Genomic DNA, 19,881 nt, shown 5'->3' on the forward strand with positions numbered 1-19,881 from the left:
ACGATTAAAGGAAAAGCCCACATCATATAGTGGGCTTTTTAGTTTCTAACTTACTGATTTTGTAGCATTAGATTTTGATGGGTATCATTTTGGTCTTTAGCATAATGAAGTGATGCTATCACAAGGATAACCATCATAGTACTCAGTAATCCAATACTTAATTGTCCTCCCATGGGCATGACTGACATGCTAAGAGCCGCAAGACCTGCACCAAAATTCTGTAACCCACCAAGTAATGCCCCCGCAATACCCGCTTGACGCGGAAACGGTTCCAGTGCCGCAGAGGTGAGAGTAGGAAAGAGCATACCTGCACCACTAAAAAATAATACAGAACCTACAAGTAAACTCCATGTGCTGACGAGCAGGAATATCCCAGGGATAAGCATAAATAAAGCCCCAGTCCCTAATAGTGCAACCCCTTGATAAACAGTACGTTGTGTTTTAGTTTGCTTGCCAGCAATCAAGGCTCCTAACAAGTAACCAGGAATAGGAGCCACAAAGTAACAACTCACAATAAAAGGGGGAAGCCCTAAATATTGACCGTAGAGTACACCTGCAATTGCTTCAAAAGCAGCAATACCTGCGAATGTGGCAATTAATGAAGACAGATAGGCTCTAAATCCTCTATGCCGTAGTACATGTCGATAGGACGCGATGATGGGGTTATGCTCACGTTTATACGACGGGAGGGACTCTTTAAACCCGACTAATAATAGTAACCACACAAATACGCCAAATCCTGCTAGTACCCAATAGACAGCTTGCCATCCAAAATAGGCGGTCATTATGCTACCTAAAAAGGGGGCTATAAGTGGGAGAAAGACCACGGCCATAGAGACATAACTGTTAAATTTTACTAAATTGTCACCAAAATAGTGATCCCGAGGAATACTACGACATAAGGCGCCTGCACTTGCGGTTCCTAAACCTTGGATTAAGCTCGCAAAGATAAGTTGATTGAAATGTTGAGCCCGTGCGGCCATAAATGCCCCTAAGATAAAAATACCAATACCGATGAGTAAAGGTGTTTTACGCCCAATACGGTCAGACAAAGGTCCATATACAAATTGGAATAATCCATATGCAATAAGGTAACAGGCCATCACAGCCTGTAATTGACTGGCATCTACATTTAAGCTGAGGGCAATTTGCGGCAATGCGGGCACAAAAATGGTTTGTGCCATTTGGCCACAAGCCACCATAAATACCAGCATAAATATCAGGCTTACAGAAGGAGATACTGAGTTTGACACGAAAGAGTGTTGAGCTTTGCCAGACATGAAATAGCCATAAAAAGAACATAAGTTAATGGCGCGCATCTTACGCGCTAAAAGAGGAACTTCAAGTGTGAATCATGCTGATTTAGCAAAATAATATTTTATGTTTTGCATAAGTTTTTCTCTTCATTTTGGGTTGTAAAGTTAAACTTACGCTGAGTTATTTGCTTGTTAATTGTGTAGGGTAATTGCAAATACATTAATGTTTGGCTCAACTCTGATGCCCCTATTTCCTTACAAGCGGATTTGTTTAAAACATTTGGTATCAGCGACAAACCAGTGGATAAAATACTTGATATAAGGAAGTAACGCTAAAAATATGGGTAAGGTACAAATAAAATAGGAGATCGCAAATAGGCCTATCTCCTTTAATGCTATTTTTGCTATTTTTGCAATTTTTCTATGCCAGTTAAAATCTGGTAGCCCACAGTCACCCGTGGTGGAACGGGATAATTTTTATTGCTTAGTAAGACGATCCCAAGCTTTTGCGCGGGGATAAAGGCGACATAGGCGGCAAAACCACCGGTTGAGCCTGTTTTATTGATCCACACATTTTGCTGCGGTTCAAGGGGTGGCAATATGGGGTTAACGGGCGTGCTACCAAACACCACTTCCTGAGTGTGGCCCATAAGTAGCTTATCGAGCTCAATCGGATAGGAATAATGTTCCCAAATCATATCTTGGGTCATTACGCCCACATCAAAGTATCCCCTGTGAGTCTCATCGATTGCCGTTTGCAGAGGTTTGGCAAGTGGGTGCATTTGCATATTGGCTTCCACAAATTGCAGCAGATCTGTGGCTGTAGTTTTAACGCCATAGGCTTCATCGGCTAATACGCCGGGATTGACCCGAACCGGCATATCTTGCTTATTGTAGCCTTGGGCATAATCGGCCATTTTGTCGCTGGGAACCTTGACATAGCTGCTGGTCATACCCAATTGCGGAAAGATTGTTTGTTCAAGTGCTTGCTGAAATGTTTGATTCAAACTCTGCGCGGCAATCATCCCGAGCAGGCCAATGCTTGGATTGGCGTAATTTCTGTGGGTCCCTGGGGCAAATGACGGTTGCCACTGTTTAAGATAAGCCATTAATTCTGCGTTGTTAGTGACTTTATCGGGTACTTGCATTGGCAGATCTCCCGCGGTGTGAGTCGCTAAGTTAATGAGACTAATCCCATCAAAATGACTGCCTTTTAATGCTGGTACATAGTCACTGGCCATATCCGTGAGAGTTAATTTGCCTTTAAGCTGTGCGTAGTTTGCCAGTGTCGCGGTAAAGGTTTTACTGATAGAGCCAATCTCGAACAGGGTATGTTCAGTCACACTTTGCCATGAGGTTTTAGAACTGACGCCATATCGATAAAAATACTGTTTACCATCAATAGTTAAGCCTATTACGGCACCGGGGATATGGTACTCAGTCATCAAAGGTTTAACCACAGAATCTACCAGCGATTGCATTTCCTTAGCATTTAAAGCTTGGGCTGCACTCACATTAGAAAATAGCGTTACACTGAGCAGTACGCTGCTTAATAATGGCATTGAAGCGAGTAGGGGATGTTGTTGCATAATTTACCTGTAATCAAAAATTGGATGTGCCTTTTATGGCGATAATGTATGGGGTGGATTGCGCCATTGATGGTCAAGGGATAAACTGCGTCGCCGCAATAGGGAAGATTAAAAGCCCTCCATTGCAGCTTATCATAAGTTTGAAAGAGAATTGGTTTTATGGCTCTAGCCCCCCATGCCGTCCACCGTCTATATGAGTACCGTAAGTCTATTTCGACTAAGCCTTTTGGTGCCCGTGGCAAAAAATTGATCCGCTGCCCATTATGCCTTTTAGGTGAGCAGTTTTGTACCTGTGCGCTGCGCCGTCAGTTACAGACTCAAGCCAGTTTTTTGCTGATCATGTATAACGATGAAGTGTTAAAACCGACGAATAGTGGCCGACTCATTGCGGATCTTATTCCTGATACTCATGCCTATATTTGGTCACGTACAGAACCTGAAGCTGAGTTGCTTGGCTTGCTTGAGTCGCCGCAATATCAACCTTATTTAGTGTTTCCAGCCCAATATGCAGAGCAAGGGCAGATTGTACTAAATCAAGTACCTATGTCGACATTAGCTGAAGGTAAACGGCCGCTGCTGATCATGCTTGATGGCAGTTGGCGTGAAGCGATAAAAATGTTCCGTAAGAGTCCTTATTTGCACTCGTTGCCCTTATTATCATTCGATCCCGATACGCTTGCGACATATGCGCTACGAAAGGGGAGTCACGACTTTCAACTGGGTACCGCTGAGGTCGCTTCTTTAGCGTTAGCCGCGATAGGTGAGGAGGCAAATAGCAAAGCCCTTAGCACTTGGTTTGATTTGTTTGTTGAATCATCATTACTTGGTCGTAATCGGCGTTGTAGAGAAGATCTTTTACCCATTTCATCCTTTACAGATGCTGTTGAAGCGGCTTATGAAAAGGCAAATGCCATTTTGCCCAGCGTTTAATTTATTTCAGTGGAAGAACGAAACTTCACAAATAAAACTCCCCTAACAAGTAGGGGAGTTTTGCTTTAATTGCGTTTATTTTTAACTGCTATGGTTAAACCCCAACTTGTTTACCATCTTGCTTACGGATAAGCACTGTTGCAGAACGAGGGCGAAGAGTGGTTCCCGCTGGAGTTTGCTCAGCAGCATTGGCAGAGTAGGGCCAATTACCCGGATGTTGGATATTAATAAACATTGACGTGTAATCAGGGCTAACTGCAAATCCTGTCACTTCGCAATCATTAGGGCCAACAAAGAAGCGTTTTAATTCCATTTGGTTATTTGCTGTGACTGTCAGTTGTTTATCTTGGCTATCAACCAAGGTAGAAGGCACAATTGCTAACATCTGATCGTTAGTTTCTTCCGCGACTTCCTTAGCACCGTTGTCGGTCTGCACCCACAGAATACCCCGTTGGTCAAAAGCTAAACCATCGGGACTCGCAAATTGATTCAAATCCGTTAAACCTGATAAGTTTGTCTCGGCATTACCATCACTTGGTGAACCAAATACAAAAATATCCCATGTGAACTCTGTGACTTTATCACCTTCGTCCCAACGAATAATATGACCAAAGTTATTTTTAAGTCTTGGGTTTGCAGGATGTGCTTCGGTTCTTTTCGAGTTGTTGGTCAAGGTTAAATAGACTGAATCTGTAAAGGGATCAACAGCACACCATTCAGGACGATCCATCGGTGTTGCGCCAACAAGATCGGCGGCTCCTGCAGTATTGAGAATAATATCAGCCAAGCTGGCGAAAGTATCACCGAGTGTTTTACCGTCTGAGGTTTGGCTATCTAAGGTTAACGGTAACCAAACACCACCGCCATTTTCGTTGAATTTAGCAACATATAAAGTCCCTTCATCCATGTACTTATTACCCGTTTGTATACGATTGCTACTATTGGCATCTTTTGCATCCCAAGCAGCCGCTGAAACAAATTTATAGAGGTATTCAAAACGAGCATCATGACCCGAATAAAACACCACAGGTTTACCTTCAGTTAATTTTCCAAAAGTACAACCTTCATGGCGAAAACGTCCTAATGCGGTACGTTTTACTGCGCGTGATGCAGGATTGAACGGATCTATTTCTACAATATAACCATGACCGTTTGCTTCGTTGCGGTAATCATCTTGAGCATTTGCACCCTTGGGAGTGATATCAAAACGTGCAAATTCATCGAGGCGTTCTTCATCATGGCCAGCAAGATGGTCCCAACCATAACGTGTACTGGTTTTGCTGATACCAATGCGGCTTTGATCGGGTTTCAAAGTACCGCGGTTTGCAAAATACTCAGGCCAGTTTTCTTCACAAGTGAGATAAGTTCCCCATGGAGTATAACCATTGCCGCAGTTATTTAAGGTACCGCGGGCTTGACTGCCATCGGGTGAATAACGAGTTTCGAGCAGAGAGGTATAAGCCAGAGGGCCTGCCATATCCATTACTGTTGCGCCCGTGAAACGACGATTATGGCTGTCATTTAGAACGACTTCCCACTGATTATTAACCAGTTTGATCCGCACGACAGTGACACCATGGGCATTAATTTCTTTGCGAATTTCATCGACAATGGTGCGTAAACCTGTGGTGGCATCTACGGTCGGTCCGGCTGGGTGCAATGCATCTTCATCAATATATTCATGGTTTATACAGAGTAAGCCATCATTACCGGCATCATTTAATGGGAAAAAATGCATACCATCGTGATGCATCCCAACTGAATTGGCTTGATCGTCTGCAGTGTTACTGCCATCACTTTTCCATGGTGCGGCTTTTGAGTTTAACGGTGTTCCCCAAGGAGCGAGTACCTGTGCGGTGTAACCTTCCGGTATCACAACTGCATCCAGTCGAGCACCTGCCACAGATGTAAAGTTTAATTTGGCGCTGCTTTTTGTGGGAGGTAATGTGGGAACTGGATCAACTGGCGTCGGTGCTGGTGAGCTATCCGAACCACAACCTGTTAGTCCTATTCCTGCAAAAGCGGTCATGGCACCAAGGCCCAATCCGCTTTTGACAAAATTTCGGCGAGATAAATGCTTATCCAACACTTGGTTAAACGGCTCATTATTACTTTTATTATAAAGTGTAGGATCAAAGGTGGCCTTGCTCATATTTCACTCCAATATGTGATATGAATTAAATTTCGAGGCCCAGCCTAATGACTCTATGTGACAATAAAGTTGAATTTAGATGACAAAAATACTGCAATATCCTGAAATATTTTTATATTCACGGTCGAGTAAGTCATAAATCACGCTAAAATCAATTGATACAAAGCACGTGACATATACATACACTCACGTAAAATCAGTCATTCTGATATGTATCGTATGAGTTTCGTTGTAATCATTTTAGGGATATAAAAATGGCTGAGGACAGAAAAATTGCCGTGTTGTGCCGTATCGAGCCAGGTTGTCTTGGTCCTGATGGAAAAGATCATATTGAAGCTTTCTGTGCTTTAGCACAAAAGGCGATGCAACATTTTGATGTGGATGTTGGAACTTGGTTACTTACACCAAGGTACGATAAAACACTCGATGAAATGCAATATAGTGTGGCAAATAAACTGCTTTCACGGACACAGGCGAGTAAATACTTTCATCTGATTGGGCGTGATATTGAGGTTTTTGAAGAACGGTTTGAAAATAAATTAGCGTCACTGATTAATCTTTATCTAGCGCGAAAGTGATAACGTATTGATGTAATAAATTTTTATCGCTGTCTAAAAAGATTCCCATAACTTATGTAGCCTACCTAGCTTGCTACGCTAAACACGAAATGAACTAAGTCGATTCAGTCGGATCTCCTTATCGCAGTAATTAACCCCATAAAGTCGGACAAAATTTGTTAAACTGTACATCGGTTTCGCATTTCAGCTTGTTCACCCCTAAGGTTAGGCAATGTTTCACTCAACCCCAGAAAAGCCTCTTGCAGATAAGGCTGACAGTTATAGCACTTTATTGCAGCAACAATTTGGTTTTTCAGCCTTTAGGAATGGTCAATACCAAACGATTTCGCAGCTATTAGCAGGACAATCTAGCCTCGCCATTTTTCCGACTGGATCAGGTAAGTCCTTGTGTTATCAATTTACTGCCTTACAGTTGCCCCACTTGACCTTAGTGGTATCCCCCTTGCTAGCATTAATGAAGGATCAACTTGAGTTTTTGCAAGCCAAGGGAATTGCAGCGGCAAGCATAGACTCAACTCTCAATGCTGAGCAGACTAAGCAAGTTATGATGGACGCGCGGTCGGGCAAGCTAAAGATTTTGATGGTATCGGTTGAGCGTTTTAAAAATGAACGCTTTAGGCAGTTTATCCAGTCGGTTGCCATTTCAATGCTGGTTATTGATGAGGCGCACTGTATTTCAGAATGGGGACATAATTTCCGACCGGATTACTTAAAGTTACCCGATTATCGACGGGAGCTTGGGATCCCACTAGTGCTACTTTTAACGGCAACCGCAACCCGTAAGGTGAAGTTGGATATGGCGGCGCGGTTTGATATCGCTCCTAAACACATAGTTCAAACAGGATTCTATCGCCCCAATTTAGATTTATGTGTTATCCCTGTATTAAGCCAAGAAAAAAATGCATTACTGTATAGGCAAGTCCGCCAATATGCAGGAGCGGGTATTGTCTATGTCACTCTTCAACATACGGCAGAACAAGTTGCGGATTTGCTCATACAAGAAGGGATCCTTGCTCGTGCTTATCATGCAGGCTTTGACGATGTAAAACGCCAGCAAGTTCAACATGATTTTATGCAGGATAAAGTGCAAGTGGTGGTCGCGACGATTGCTTTTGGTATGGGGATAGATAAAAGCAATATTCGTTTTGTTATCCATTATGACTTACCTAAATCCATTGAGAATTACAGTCAAGAAATTGGGCGAGCGGGTCGAGACGGTCAACACTCGCACTGCGTGACCTTGGCTAATCTTGATGGAATGAATACAGTCGAAAATTTTGTTTATGGTGACACGCCAGAACGAAGCGGTATTGAGCTCATTATTGAAAATATCAAGCAAGAACAACATCAAGGACGTTGGGAACATCAGTTAAATACGTTATCTAGCATCAGTAATATCCGTCAGTTACCATTAAAAACACTGTTAGTTCAGTTAGAAATACAAGGCGTAATTAAACCGCTTTATGCTTACTATGCTGATGTGACCTATCGCTTCATCAAAGATAAATCAGAAATTTTAAGTGCATTTAATCCAGAGCGGCAGGCATTCTTATCGCAAATTTTTACTCACACACACATGAAGCGGGTTTGGGGTGTTTTAGATGTTGATGCACTTTACAGTGCAACGGGAGCTGAACGCAGTAAAGTATTAACAGCACTGGAATATCTGGCAGATAAACAATGGATTGAACTAGAAACTAAAAAAATTACCGATGTTTATCAAGTGAATAATACAATATTGGCTCAGATCTCCCTTGTAGACAATCTTCACCAATACTTTGTGGAAAAAGAGCATAAAGAAATTTTACGTATTGGACAATTAGTGCGTTTTTTCGAATTAGATACGTGTCTGAGCTACAATTTATCTCGCTATTTTGATGACCAAAACACACCACAATATTGCGGCCATTGCAGTGTTTGCCGCGGAAATGTGGCTAAGTTAACGTATTCTGCAGATCCTGTTTGGCCTGATGAGTCGCAAATCCGTACCGATTTATTCGAACTACAAACCCACGTAAAAATGAAAGGTATACTTTCGTTGTCACTCGATACTCAATGCCGATTTCTAGCTGGCATGATGGTTCCTCTTTTTAGTCGACTACAGATCCGTAAACTCAAGGGATTTGGTCGTTGTGAAAAATTAAGATATGCAGAAATAAAACAGAAAGTTACGTCACTACTGGCGGGCTAGATGATAAAAGGATCGAACATGAATAAGGCTGTTAAAAAGATGCTCGCCAACCATGAGAGATTAATTCATTCAGGCGAAGTGACTGTGTTATCCCATACTCAAAGAGAAAAGGGCGAATGGGTGCAACATACAGTGATGCTCGAAAACTGTGATGTGCCATTTAAATTTCGTCGTGTAAAAAAATACAAAAATTTACAAGGGCAAAAAGTGAGTGTTGTCTATTATCCTGAAACCGAAATGGTGGCAGGTTTTGAAATCGAGATTATGCAAGTAGTTAGAATTAAAAGATTTTAGTAATGCCCATCGGATCTTGACTCTATCATGTCAGTCCAGATCCGAAGGGCATTTGCTTCAAACAGGATATTCAGAATATTTTATTTAGCATACTGAAAGGCAGAATCTACTTTCCACGTTCTAAAACGTAATTCAGTGCCTTCTGGTAGGTAAAATATTTTAGGTAAACGGCTATCGTAACGCATTGTTAACTCACCGGGAATGCGTACAAAAGCTTCTTTTTTAGCAAGTTCAAAGCAAGCCATCATGGTGCTTGGACCTTCTGAGACCTCATCCACTTGATAATAGTTGTAACCCCATCCCTGTACTGAATGTTCTTTCAGCTCGCCGTTTAAACTGTGTTTGTTACAGTCGATGAGTTGAGTCTGGCCTATTTGGACTTCAAGCATATAGTCTTCTTCATTCTCTAACTTAGGTAGTGTAAGAATATGTTGCACCATGCCTACATTAGGTACAGGGAACATTTTAGTGGCTTCTTGCTGCGTGTAATTTTTTGATGTGAAACTCATCACGCTGATCATAGGTGCATTTAATCCTGTTTGATTGGGTGGACTCACCGCAGCAGCGTTAAAAGATAACAATGCAAAAGTAAGAGGCACCATCGCAGCATTAAGTAGATGAGTCAATTTCATTGTGTTCTCCCTAATGGTTCAAATAAGTCGTCGTATAAACAAAAAGTTCCGCTCTTTGTCGAGCTTCTGCCCCTACAAACGAAACAGAATTTAAAAAGGGTTAAAAGTATTGGAAAATTTCACCCAATGAATTTGTTGTACCTATTCAAGTTTAATTCATCTTCAACCGAGATGTGTACCCTAAGTGATATTGATGTAAGTGGTTTAAAAAATGAAGATACCGATATGGTACTGAATGACCACTTAAGAAGTTTTAAAAGGCTCTTTTTGAAAATGCAGTGCTATAGGATTTTTTATTATCAACCAGATCATAGATGATGCAAAGCTAAGGAATATAAATATAGAAAAGGTAATAGAGCAGGGGCAATTGGATAAGATTGTTGAAGCATATGAATTTAAAGTGAGAATTGGTACACCCGAGTGGACTCGAACCACCGACCCCTACCATGTCAAGGTAGTGCTCTAACCAACTGAGCTACGGGTGCACTGTTTACTTTTTAATAAGAAGAAGTCACTTTTTATACTCTGTGAAAAGAGTGGTACACCCGAGTGGACTCGAACCACCGACCCCTACCATGTCAAGGTAGTGCTCTAACCAACTGAGCTACGGGTGCATTGTCTATTTTTTGGTAGTCTTAACCACCAATTTTCATCGCTTGTTCTCAAATGAGTAAGTAGTGATACTTTTATCAAACTGAGCTACAAGCCGTTTTAACAGCTATTGCGCTTTGGAGCGAGCGCTATATTAGGGTGATAGCGAAAGGCTGGCAAGCAAAAAAAACAATTTTATCGTCAAATGGTGAATTGCTGTGCAACTTGTCCAGAGTTTCAACATTGATATGCATAACCTTCTTATTGCGAGTGGTCTTGTTCCAATCGTTTCCATCAAAATCAAAACGATAAAAAATGGCGAGCCAAGAGGCTCGCCATTTTTTATCGTTAATATCATAACTACGATTGCCGCTCATACTTCTTGCAATCTAAGTGAGCATTAATGGTGTGCGCTATCACCTTCAATAAGGCTTAAATGTACTCCATGCTTTTGGATATAGCGTAAGCGTATAAAAAACAGCAGCGCTGCCGAGGTCAGTCCTGCGATAAGTCCAGTCCAAAATCCGTGGGCGCCCATAGCTGGCACAATATAATCCGTATAAGCCAAGGTATAGCCTAGTGTCATGCCAATCCCCCAGTAGGAGAAGAGCGTGATATAAAAAGCACTACGAGTATCTTTATAGCCCCGTAGGGCGCCCGCCGCAACAACTTGGACTGAATCCGATAATTGATATAGCGCGGCCATCAACATCAAACTACCAGCTAACACAACGACATCCGGGTCATTGTTATAGAGTTCAGCAATCTGGAATCTAAATAGTACCGTTAACACCGCAGTGGAAAGAGCGAGAGACAGCGCTAGCCATAACCCCACTTTGGCCACAACGGCAGAAATATCGCTACGATCTCGGCCTAAGTAATAACCAATTCTGATCGAAACTGCGATACCAATAGATAAAGGCAGCATAAAAACAATTGCGGAGAAGTTGAGGGCAATTTGGTGACTAGCTACAACAGTGGCACCTAAAGGCGCCAGAAGCAATGCAATGATTGCAAATAAACTCACTTCAAAAAACAGCGCCATAGCTATTGGCATGCCGAGCTTTGTCATTTTTTTCATCGTTTTAAACTCTGGTCGATGAAATTTACTGAAAGGAGCAAGTGCGGCAAATTTGCGGTGAAATTGCATATAAATAGTCATTGCAATCAGCATTGCCCAAAAAACCAAGGCCGTTGCAACCCCGCAACCCGCACCGCCCATTGCAGGAACGCCAAAGTGACCATAAATAAAAATGTAATTGGCAGGGATATTGACGGCTAATCCGACAAACCCAATAACCATTGTCGGTAAAGTGTATGAGATCCCTTCGCTACAGCCTCTTAATACTTGATATAACACAAATGCTGGTGCGCCCCATAAAATACCGTCGATATAACCTATGGTTAAGCGGTACAATTCAGGTTCTAAGTCCATATGGCCAAGTACAAAAGGTGCCGATGCGAGGAAAATCATCACCCCAATGCCGCCAATGATGGCAAGATAGGCCCCTTGAAAAGCTAAAGGTTGAATCGCTTTTTGATTATTTGCACCATTAAAATGGGCAAATAAGGGGGTAAAAGCCATCAGTAAACCTTGAACAAATAAAATAGCGGGCAGCCAAAGGCTGGTTCCTACGGCCACAGCCGCCATATCAACGGCACTGACTCGTCCCGCCATAACAGTATCGATAAATCCCATCATTGTCTGGGTGACTTGGGCGATGAACACTGGCAGTGCAAGTTGGATTAAGCGTTTGGCTTGGAAGCCTGAATGTTTCATAAAATACAGCCTTTAACGAATAAGCGAGTAATAAATGTTTACAGGTATAGTTCAAGCCACCTGCGAGGTGGTTGCAATACATAAGAAAGATGGCCTAAATACCCTTGAGGTAGCGTTTAAACCTGATTTGCATGAGGGACTTGCGATTGGTGCAAGTGTGGCAAATAACGGGGTATGTCTTACAGTGACTCAGGTGGTTGATGATAGGGTATTTTTCGACGTAGTGGAAGAGACATTACGACTGACGAATCTCGCTAATTTGTCTGTAGGTCAATACGTTAATGTTGAACGCTCGTTAACTTTTGGTAGTGAAATTGGAGGACATATTCTTTCTGGCCATATCCATACAAAGGCTAAAGTTACCAATATTAGCCACACAGAACAGCATTACGATTTGACATTGAGTGTTGAACCTAAATGGATGGACTATATATTTTATAAAGGATTTGTAGGTATAAATGGTTGCAGCCTAACGGTGGGTGAGGTGACAGAGACAAGTTTTATGCTGCACTTAATTCCAGAAACACTCAAGCTCACCAATTTAGGTCAGTGCAAGGTAGGTGATGAATTGAATATTGAAATCGACAGTCAAACGCAAGTCATCGTCGACACTGTCGAGCGTGTACTGGCCAAACGCTTGAGCGAGTATTCATTAAATAATTAATAAATTTGCTCATCATCTGAGTCTACGTATAACTCAATCGTGCGCCGCAACTCATCTATATGTAAGCGTAAATGGATTGGATTACAGCAAATTCGACAATCATCGTAATAATCTTGATCACCACTGCTGGCATCGATACTGATATGTTGATGATGCCCGCAGTGTGGACAGGCGATAACCTTATTCATGATCCTCATAATGTTACTCCTTCTTTCAAGTGGGATGAAAGAATATCCCCCATACGATACATGGCTGTTCCCATAGGGCTTACTAAGTATAGCTGCAATTGTAGTGAACCAAGTGAACGGATGAATTGCTCATACGGATCAAACATGACTCTTTTACCGTAATTAGCCTCTCAATTTCATCACTAGCAAGTTGCCAACACACTGCAAAATCATGAATTTGCCTTTATTGCGCAATGCCACGCAATTTAGCCAATTTACTTGCACCCCTTGACGCCAATCCCGTAGAATAAACGCCCTGCTACGCAAGGCGGCTAAGACTCCTGTACTGTCTTAACCTAGCGAGCATTTCTCTTACATTAACTAAAACCAAGTGGCCCTACGTGTGGGTCACCACTGGAAAGGACATTTCATGCCTGTAATTACACTTCCCGATGGTAGCAAACGCGAGTTTGCTCATGCTGTATCGACTCTCGATGTCGCCGCCGATATCGGCCCTGGTCTTGCTAAAGCTTGTATCGCTGGCCGCGTTAATGGCGAATTAAAAGATGCTTGCGATCTCATTGAAACCGATGCTGAGCTATCAATCATTACCGCCAAAGACGAAGAAGGTGTTGAAATTCTTCGCCATTCTTGCGCGCATTTATTAGGTCACGCGATTAAGCAAATGTGGCCAGAAACCAAGATGGCGATTGGTCCTGTTATCGATAATGGCTTTTATTATGATATCGACCTTGAGCACAAGCTGACTCAAGATGACATCGAAGCCTTAGAAAAGCGCATGCTTCAACTGGCAAAAACCAACTATGACGTTGTAAAACGTGTCGTTAGCTGGCAAGAAGCCCGTGATACATTCGCGGCGCGCGGTGAAGAGTATAAGATTGCCATTCTGGATGAAAATATCAGCAAAGACGCGACACCTGCGCTATATCATCACGAAGAATACACAGACATGTGTCGTGGACCGCACGTACCTAACATGCGTTTCTGCCAACATTTCAAATTAATGAGCATTGCCGGCGCTTATTGGCGTGGCAACTCAGAAAATAAGATGTTGCAACGTATCTATGGTACCGCATGGGCCGACAAAAAAGCCCTGAGTACACACTTAACCCGTCTTGAAGAAGCGGCTAAGCGTGACCACCGTAAAATCGGTAAGCAGCTCGACTTGTATCATATGCAAGAAGAAGCGCCTGGTATGGTGTTTTGGCATAACGACGGTTGGAGCATCTTCCTCGAATTAGAAAGATTCATTCGCCGTAAGCTAAACCAATACACTTACCAAGAGGTGAAAGGCCCATTAATGATGGATCGCGTGTTGTGGGAGCGTTCTGGTCACTGGGATAAATACTCAGAAGCCATGTTCACGACCAGCAGTGAAAACCGCGAATATGCTATCAAGCCGATGAACTGCCCAGGCCACGTGCAGATCTTCAACCAAGGCTTGAAATCTTACCGCGACTTGCCACTGCGTATGGCGGAATTTGGTTGCTGCCACCGTAATGAACCTTCAGGCTCATTGCATGGATTAATGCGTGTACGTGGTTTTACCCAAGATGATGCCCATATTTTCTGTACTGATGATCAAGTTCAAGAAGAAGTGAGTGCCTGTATCCAAATGGTATACGACACATATTCTACTTTCGGTTTTGAAAACATCGTCGTAAAACTGTCGACGCGCCCAGAAAAACGTATCGGTGACGATGCCATGTGGGACAGAGCAGAAGAAGCATTAAAACAGGCTTTACGTGCAAACAACATTGAGTTCACCCTTTTACCAGGTGAAGGTGCGTTCTACGGCCCCAAAATCGAATTTACTTTACACGATTGTTTGGACCGTGCATGGCAATGTGGTACTGTGCAGCTCGATTATGCTTTACCAAACCGTCTTGGTGCAACTTATGTTGCCGAAGATAACAGCCGTCAGACCCCTGTCATGATCCATCGTGCTATTTTAGGCTCTTTAGAACGATTCTTGGGTATCTTGATAGAAGAATATGCAGGACGTTTCCCAACGTGGTTGGCCCCAATGCAAGTTGTTGTGATGAATATCACCGACAAACAGGCTGATTATGTTCAAGAAATCGTCAAATTCTTCAAAGAACAAGGTATTCGAGCGTCTTTTGACTTGAGGAATGAGAAAATAGGCTTTAAAATACGCGAGCACACCTTAAGGCGTGTCCCTTATTTGTTGGTCGTTGGCGATCAAGAAATGGAAAATAAGGAAGTAGCGGTGCGTACCCGTGATGGTATCGATTTAGGTAAGATGCGACTTGAAGATTTCGCCACTAAAATCCATCAACAGATTTCGCTCCGTAGTCTCAAATTGTTGGAGGAATAGGTCATAAAGATCAAAAAAACAGCAGGGCGTCAGCCGGCCCCTAATAGAATCAATGAAGAAATCACAGGCGTACCTGAAGTACGTTTAACAGGCATTGATGGTGAAGCTATTGGTGTGGTAAGCATCAGAGATGCTCAGAATTTGGCAGATGAAGCAGGTGTAGACCTAGTAGAAATCAGCCCAAATGCTGAACCTCCAGTATGTCGCATTATGGACTACGGTAAGTTCCTATTTGATAAAGCGAAAGCGCAAAAGGAACAAAAGAAGAAGCAAAAGCAGGTTCAGGTTAAGGAAATTAAATTCCGTCCTGGAACTGACGAAAACGACTATCAGGTAAAACTACGCAACCTGATACGTTTTCTGGAAGACGGGGACAAAGCGAAGATTACGCTGCGTTTCCGAGGTCGCGAAATGGCCCACCAAAACCTAGGTATGGATCTTCTGAACCGTATCAAGGCTGATTTGGACGAGTATGCGGTTGTTGAATCTTTCCCTAAAATGGAAGGTCGACAAGCAATTATGGTGCTAGCGCCTAAAAAGAAATAAGTAGGGCAACCCTAAAGTAGCAAAGGTCTATGACCTTTGCTCGCCTTGCTTTTTATATAACATCCCAATGCGGAGTTTTAGTAATGCCTAAAATGAAAACCGACAGAGGTGTAGCGAAACGTTTTAAGAAAACCGCCAATGGTTTCAAGCGTAAGCAAGCACATTTACGTCACATTTTGACCAAGAAAAGTACTAAACGTAAGCGCCACTTACGTGCTAAATGTTTAGTATCAAAAGCTGACGTTCCAGCAATCGCGCGTCAATTACCTTACGCTTAATTTAGGAGATTAGAAAATGCCAAGAGTTAAGCGTGGTGTAACCGCTCGTGCTCGTCACAAGAAAGTTTTAAAACTAGCTAAAGGTTATTATGGCGCTCGTAGCCGTACTTACCGTGTTGCTGTACAAGCAGTCACTAAAGCTGGCCAATATGCTTACCGTGACCGTCGTCAGAAAAAACGTCAATTCCGTCAACTGTGGATTGCACGTATTAATGCTGCGGCTCGTCAAAATGGTCTGTCTTACAGCCGTTTCATCAACGGTCTGAAAAAGGCGTCTATCGAAATCGATCGTAAGATTTTGGCTGACATCGCTGTATTCGATAAAGTTGTATTTGCAACGTTAGTCGAAAAAGCAAAAGAAGCATTAAACTAAGAAATTAGTTTGTTGCTGTAGAGAAGGGACCATTTGGTCCCTTTTTTTGTGCGCTATTTTTGATTACCGAATAATGTTATTTACCTAAGCACTCATAACTGATTCGTTATTGAGAATAGTGAAGCAAAGGCTCTGAGCGCGTGAATCCTATTGATTTACTTTGCCCGTAAAAAGTTTGTGATCAGTTAACAATGTTGGGCCCAAAAAATAGCAGGCTAAGCCTGCTATCTGTTCAAAAAGTGAGTCGTTTTATTTTTTAGCGTCTAAATAACGCTCGGCATCGAGTGCTGCCATACAACCAGTGCCTGCAGAAGTAATAGCTTGGCGATAATGTTGGTCCATCACGTCGCCGCAAGCAAAGACACCTTCAATACTGGTTTGGGTCGCATTACCTTGAAGACCACTTTGTACTTTTAAGTAGCCATGGTTCATCTCTAATTGGCCTTCGAAGATACTGGTGTTGGGGCTGTGGCCAATCGCGACAAATACGCCAGCAACGGCTAAGTCAGTAATAGAGTCATCTTTAGTGCTCTTCATCTTAAGGCCGGTAACGCCCATGGCATCACCAACCACTTCATCCATAGTTTGATTTAAGTGGAGGATAATATTGCCGTTGGCGACTTTATCCATCAGACGGTCAATCAGAATTTTTTCTGAGCGGAAAGTGTCACGACGATGAATAAGATGCACTTCAGCCGCTATGTTGCTTAAATACAAGGCTTCTTCAACAGCAGTGTTACCACCACCAATCACAGCAACTTTTTGATTACGATAGAAAAAACCATCACAGGTCGCACAGGCTGATACGCCGCGGCCCTTGAATGCTTCTTCCGACTCAAGCCCTAAGTAACGGGCAGAAGCGCCTGTTGCAATGATCAACGCATCACAACTGTACTCGCCGTTGTCGCCTTTCAAACGGAAAGGGCGCTCGGTAAGGGTTACTTCGTTGATATGATCGAATAAGATTTCAGTATCGAACTTTTCAGCATGCTTCTGCATACGTTCCATCAAGGCTGGACCGGTTAAGTCATCTGCATCCCCCGGCCAATTTTCAACTTCAGTCGTCGTGGTTAGTTGGCCACCTTGCTGCATACCTGTGATCATCACGGGTTTTAAATTAGCACGCGCAGCATAAACGGCTGCGGTATATCCTGCTGGGCCTGAACCCAAAATCAATAAGTTACAATGTCTGATCTGGCTCATTATTATCTCCGTGCCTTTAGCAAATTAGGGCGATTGTAGGGAATTTACCTGTAGGGGTAAAGCGCAGTTTGGCGATTATTTTAGATTATACTCATCGATTAATGATGACGTGTTGAGCATGTGGATTTACGCTGTCAACTTTTTAGGATTTATTTAGTTTGCTATTTTGTCATCATAATAAAAAAACGGCCTCAAAATATTGAGGCCGGTAGAACATTTGTTACATCAAGATAAGATGTTATCAGAAAACAAATTAGGCAAATAAGGTTGTTGGTGCAGTGTATTCAAGGTTAAGTGCATGGGCAACTTCTTTACAGACGACTTTACCATGCATGACGTTCAGACCGTTGAGCAGGTGTTTATCCTGTAACAATGCTTCTTTATAACCTAAATTCGCTAACTTAAGAATGTACGGTAGCGTTGCATTGTTCAGTGCGAAAGTGGAAGTACGAGCAACGGCACCTGGCATGTTCGCTACACAATAATGTACAACATCATCAACAATATAAGTTGGATCTTGATGCGTGGTTGCGTGTGACGTTTCAACACAACCGCCTTGATCGATTGCCACATCAACGATAGCACTGCCCGGTTTCATGCGGGAAATCATGCTACGAGTCACCAATTTAGGGGCTGCAGCCCCCGGGATCAGCACGCCACCAATCACAAGATCAGCCTCAATAACATGACGTTCAATAGCATCAGCGGTGGAGTAAATCGCTTTTACAGCAGAACCAAATTGTACATTTAAACGGCGCAGTGCTTCAATGCTGCGATCAAGTACAACAACATCAGCACCCATTCCAACTGCCATTTGAGCGGCGTTAGTACCGACCATTCCGCCGCCAATAATGACGACTTTGGCGGGCTCAACACCAGGTACGCCTCCGAGTAACATACCTCTACCACCAGAAGATTTTTCTAGTGCCATCGCACCAGCTTGGATCGACATACGACCCGCGACTTCTGACATAGGGGCTAGCAAGGGAAGGCCGCCACGATCGTCGGTCACCGTTTCGTAAGCGATACATACGGCACCACTTTTAATTAAATCTTCCGTTTGGGGTAAGTCAGGCGCTAAATGTAGATAAGTGAATAAGATTTGATCGTGACGCAACATTGCGCGTTCAACAGCTTGAGGCTCTTTTACCTTTACAATCATCTCTGCTTTAGCATAAACGTCTGATGCGGTCGCTAAAATTGTGGCGCCAGCATCAACATAATCCTGATTTGAAAAACCTATTCCCGTGCCGGCATTTGTTTCAACAAATACTTCGTGGCCTTTTATGGTTAATTCACGAACACTTGAAGGGACCATACCGACACGATACTCGTGGTTTTTAATTTCCTTTGGAACACCAATAATCATCTTTGAGCCTCAATTGCCTGAAAACCCACTTTTAATGGGCATAATTGTTATTTTATCGTGACCTGAACGTGATTAATTCAGGGATATCTAGTATAGTAGCGGCGATGCAGTTTATGCTGCTGAACTTTAGACATACGTAGAATAAAATGTTGTTTTAGTGATAAAGCAAGGTTAAATAAATGGCATATAATAAAAAGAGTCCTGTAAAAGACTTGGATCGCATCGATCGCAACATTCTGAATGAATTACAGATTGATGGCCGCATTTCAAATGTGGAGCTATCAAAAAGAGTAGGGCTAAGTCCTACTCCATGTTTAGAAAGAGTGAAACGACTCGAAAAGCAGGGATATATCAACGGTTATACTGCGCTGGTTAATCCTCATTTCCTGGGTGCATCCCTACTGGTATTCGTGGAAATCACATTAAGCCGTGATACTCCCGAAGTGTTTGATAAGTTTAATCGTGCAGTGCAACTACTCGATGATATTCAAGAATGTCATTTAGTTTCTGGCGATTTTGATTACTTATTAAAAACGCGAGTTTCTGATATGTCGGCATACCGCCGTCTACTTGGGGAAACATTGCTCAAATTACCTTCTGTTTCTGATACTCGCACTTATGTTGTAATGGAAGAAGTTAAGCACACCAGTCGCGTAGCAATAAATCATCTACTCTCAGATATCTAAATTACCCTGATTGTTTGGTTTTACCATAAGGGGCCAAGGCCCCTTATTTATTAATCTGTGTACCGTTTTTACCTTATCGTTAACCTTGCACAGCCCTTAAGCTTAGCAGTTTAGGGGCTTATTTTTGTGTCAGTTTTGTATAAATCACATTTGGGAAGTCGTTGTGTCATAAACGATTGTTGCCCAAAAAACACCCATTGCGCAATGTTAGGTTAATTTTTACTAATTATGCCCACATCTTGG

At 42.6% G+C, this 19,881-nt stretch carries 18 protein-coding genes and 2 tRNA genes; 10 read left to right on the forward strand and 10 right to left on the reverse strand.

What is annotated here, in order from left to right; all coding sequences use genetic code 11:
- Window positions 1-50: 50 nt before the first annotated feature.
- Both emrD and ampC read right to left on the reverse strand, forming a co-directional pair.
- Window positions 51-1,280: a multidrug efflux MFS transporter EmrD gene (gene emrD, locus SPUTW3181_RS10285; protein WP_041408382.1), complete on the reverse strand. Its 1,230-nt coding sequence runs from the start codon at window positions 1,278-1,280 to the stop codon at window positions 51-53.
- 380 nt (window positions 1,281-1,660) lie between these two features.
- Entirely contained in the window at window positions 1,661-2,845 is a 1,185-nt protein-coding gene (gene ampC, locus SPUTW3181_RS10290) for a class C beta-lactamase (protein ID WP_011789308.1), read from the reverse strand.
- Between the two features lie 159 nt (window positions 2,846-3,004).
- Between ampC and SPUTW3181_RS10295 the strand changes: the two genes are divergently transcribed.
- The gene (locus SPUTW3181_RS10295) at window positions 3,005-3,775 is read left to right on the forward strand and encodes a tRNA-uridine aminocarboxypropyltransferase (RefSeq protein ID WP_011789309.1); all 771 of its coding nucleotides are present in this window, start codon (window positions 3,005-3,007) and stop codon (window positions 3,773-3,775) included.
- A 94-nt stretch (window positions 3,776-3,869) separates the two neighbouring features.
- On the opposite strand, the gene SPUTW3181_RS10300 is transcribed toward SPUTW3181_RS10295, so the two are convergent.
- The gene (locus SPUTW3181_RS10300; protein WP_011789310.1) at window positions 3,870-5,927 is read right to left on the reverse strand and encodes a PhoX family protein; all 2,058 of its coding nucleotides are present in this window, start codon (window positions 5,925-5,927) and stop codon (window positions 3,870-3,872) included.
- Window positions 5,928-6,181: 254 nt separating this feature from the next.
- Here SPUTW3181_RS10300 and SPUTW3181_RS10305 point away from each other — a divergent pair, with 254 nt between their 5' ends.
- The 3 genes from SPUTW3181_RS10305 to SPUTW3181_RS10315 all read left to right on the forward strand — a co-directional run bounded on the left by SPUTW3181_RS10305 (window position 6,182) and on the right by SPUTW3181_RS10315 (window position 8,990).
- The gene (locus SPUTW3181_RS10305; RefSeq protein WP_011789311.1) at window positions 6,182-6,505 is read left to right on the forward strand and encodes a hypothetical protein; all 324 of its coding nucleotides are present in this window, start codon (window positions 6,182-6,184) and stop codon (window positions 6,503-6,505) included.
- Between the two features lie 211 nt (window positions 6,506-6,716).
- Window positions 6,717-8,696: an ATP-dependent DNA helicase RecQ gene (locus SPUTW3181_RS10310; protein WP_011789312.1), complete on the forward strand. Its 1,980-nt coding sequence runs from the start codon at window positions 6,717-6,719 to the stop codon at window positions 8,694-8,696.
- An 18-nt stretch (window positions 8,697-8,714) separates the two neighbouring features.
- A complete protein-coding gene (locus tag SPUTW3181_RS10315) occupies window positions 8,715-8,990 on the forward strand; it encodes a hypothetical protein (protein ID WP_011789313.1) in 276 nt (91 codons plus the stop codon).
- Window positions 8,991-9,070: 80 nt separating this feature from the next.
- Here SPUTW3181_RS10315 and eco read toward each other — a convergent pair whose 3' ends face one another.
- The 4 genes from eco to SPUTW3181_RS10345 all read right to left on the reverse strand — a co-directional run bounded on the left by eco (window position 9,071) and on the right by SPUTW3181_RS10345 (window position 11,993).
- Window positions 9,071-9,622, reverse strand: coding sequence for a serine protease inhibitor ecotin (eco, locus tag SPUTW3181_RS10320; protein WP_011789314.1), 552 nt, complete (start codon window positions 9,620-9,622; stop codon window positions 9,071-9,073).
- Window positions 9,623-10,030: 408 nt separating this feature from the next.
- Window positions 10,031-10,107 (reverse strand) — tRNA-Val (locus SPUTW3181_RS10330).
- A 52-nt stretch (window positions 10,108-10,159) separates the two neighbouring features.
- Window positions 10,160-10,236, reverse strand: a tRNA-Val gene (locus SPUTW3181_RS10335).
- Between the two features lie 377 nt (window positions 10,237-10,613).
- On the reverse strand, window positions 10,614-11,993 hold the full coding sequence (locus tag SPUTW3181_RS10345) for an MATE family efflux transporter (protein ID WP_011789315.1): 1,380 nt from the start codon (window positions 11,991-11,993) through the stop codon (window positions 10,614-10,616).
- Window positions 11,994-12,027: 34 nt separating this feature from the next.
- Between SPUTW3181_RS10345 and SPUTW3181_RS10350 the strand changes: the two genes are divergently transcribed.
- Window positions 12,028-12,657, forward strand: coding sequence for a riboflavin synthase (locus SPUTW3181_RS10350; protein ID WP_011789316.1), 630 nt, complete (start codon window positions 12,028-12,030; stop codon window positions 12,655-12,657).
- On the opposite strand, the gene SPUTW3181_RS10355 is transcribed toward SPUTW3181_RS10350, so the two are convergent.
- A complete protein-coding gene (locus tag SPUTW3181_RS10355) occupies window positions 12,654-12,854 on the reverse strand; it encodes a CPXCG motif-containing cysteine-rich protein (protein ID WP_011789317.1) in 201 nt (66 codons plus the stop codon). The genes SPUTW3181_RS10350 and SPUTW3181_RS10355 overlap by 4 nt on opposite strands.
- Window positions 12,855-13,254: 400 nt before the next feature.
- Here SPUTW3181_RS10355 and thrS point away from each other — a divergent pair, with 400 nt between their 5' ends.
- From thrS to rplT, 4 genes are all read left to right on the forward strand, one after another.
- Window positions 13,255-15,183: a threonine--tRNA ligase gene (gene thrS, locus SPUTW3181_RS10360; protein ID WP_011789318.1), complete on the forward strand. Its 1,929-nt coding sequence runs from the start codon at window positions 13,255-13,257 to the stop codon at window positions 15,181-15,183.
- Window positions 15,184-15,186: 3 nt separating this feature from the next.
- Entirely contained in the window at window positions 15,187-15,729 is a 543-nt protein-coding gene (gene infC / locus SPUTW3181_RS10365; RefSeq protein ID WP_014610565.1) for a translation initiation factor IF-3, read from the forward strand.
- A gap of 83 nt (window positions 15,730-15,812) precedes the next feature.
- Window positions 15,813-16,007, forward strand: a complete 195-nt coding sequence (gene rpmI / locus SPUTW3181_RS10370) for a 50S ribosomal protein L35 (protein WP_011919318.1) — start codon at window positions 15,813-15,815, stop codon at window positions 16,005-16,007.
- A 16-nt stretch (window positions 16,008-16,023) separates the two neighbouring features.
- The gene (rplT, locus tag SPUTW3181_RS10375) at window positions 16,024-16,380 is read left to right on the forward strand and encodes a 50S ribosomal protein L20 (protein ID WP_006081652.1); all 357 of its coding nucleotides are present in this window, start codon (window positions 16,024-16,026) and stop codon (window positions 16,378-16,380) included.
- A gap of 249 nt (window positions 16,381-16,629) precedes the next feature.
- Here rplT and trxB read toward each other — a convergent pair whose 3' ends face one another.
- On the reverse strand, window positions 16,630-17,583 hold the full coding sequence (gene trxB, locus SPUTW3181_RS10380) for a thioredoxin-disulfide reductase (RefSeq protein WP_011789321.1): 954 nt from the start codon (window positions 17,581-17,583) through the stop codon (window positions 16,630-16,632).
- 253 nt (window positions 17,584-17,836) lie between these two features.
- Window positions 17,837-18,952, reverse strand: coding sequence for an alanine dehydrogenase (gene ald / locus SPUTW3181_RS10385; protein WP_011789322.1), 1,116 nt, complete (start codon window positions 18,950-18,952; stop codon window positions 17,837-17,839).
- 179 nt (window positions 18,953-19,131) lie between these two features.
- On the opposite strand from ald, the gene lrp reads away from it, so the two are divergent.
- Window positions 19,132-19,638, forward strand: coding sequence for a leucine-responsive transcriptional regulator Lrp (lrp, locus tag SPUTW3181_RS10390; protein WP_007647640.1), 507 nt, complete (start codon window positions 19,132-19,134; stop codon window positions 19,636-19,638).
- Window positions 19,639-19,881 lie beyond the last annotated feature (243 nt).

Source organism: Shewanella sp. W3-18-1, assembly GCF_000015185.1.
Taxonomy (GTDB): domain Bacteria; phylum Pseudomonadota; class Gammaproteobacteria; order Enterobacterales; family Shewanellaceae; genus Shewanella; species Shewanella putrefaciens.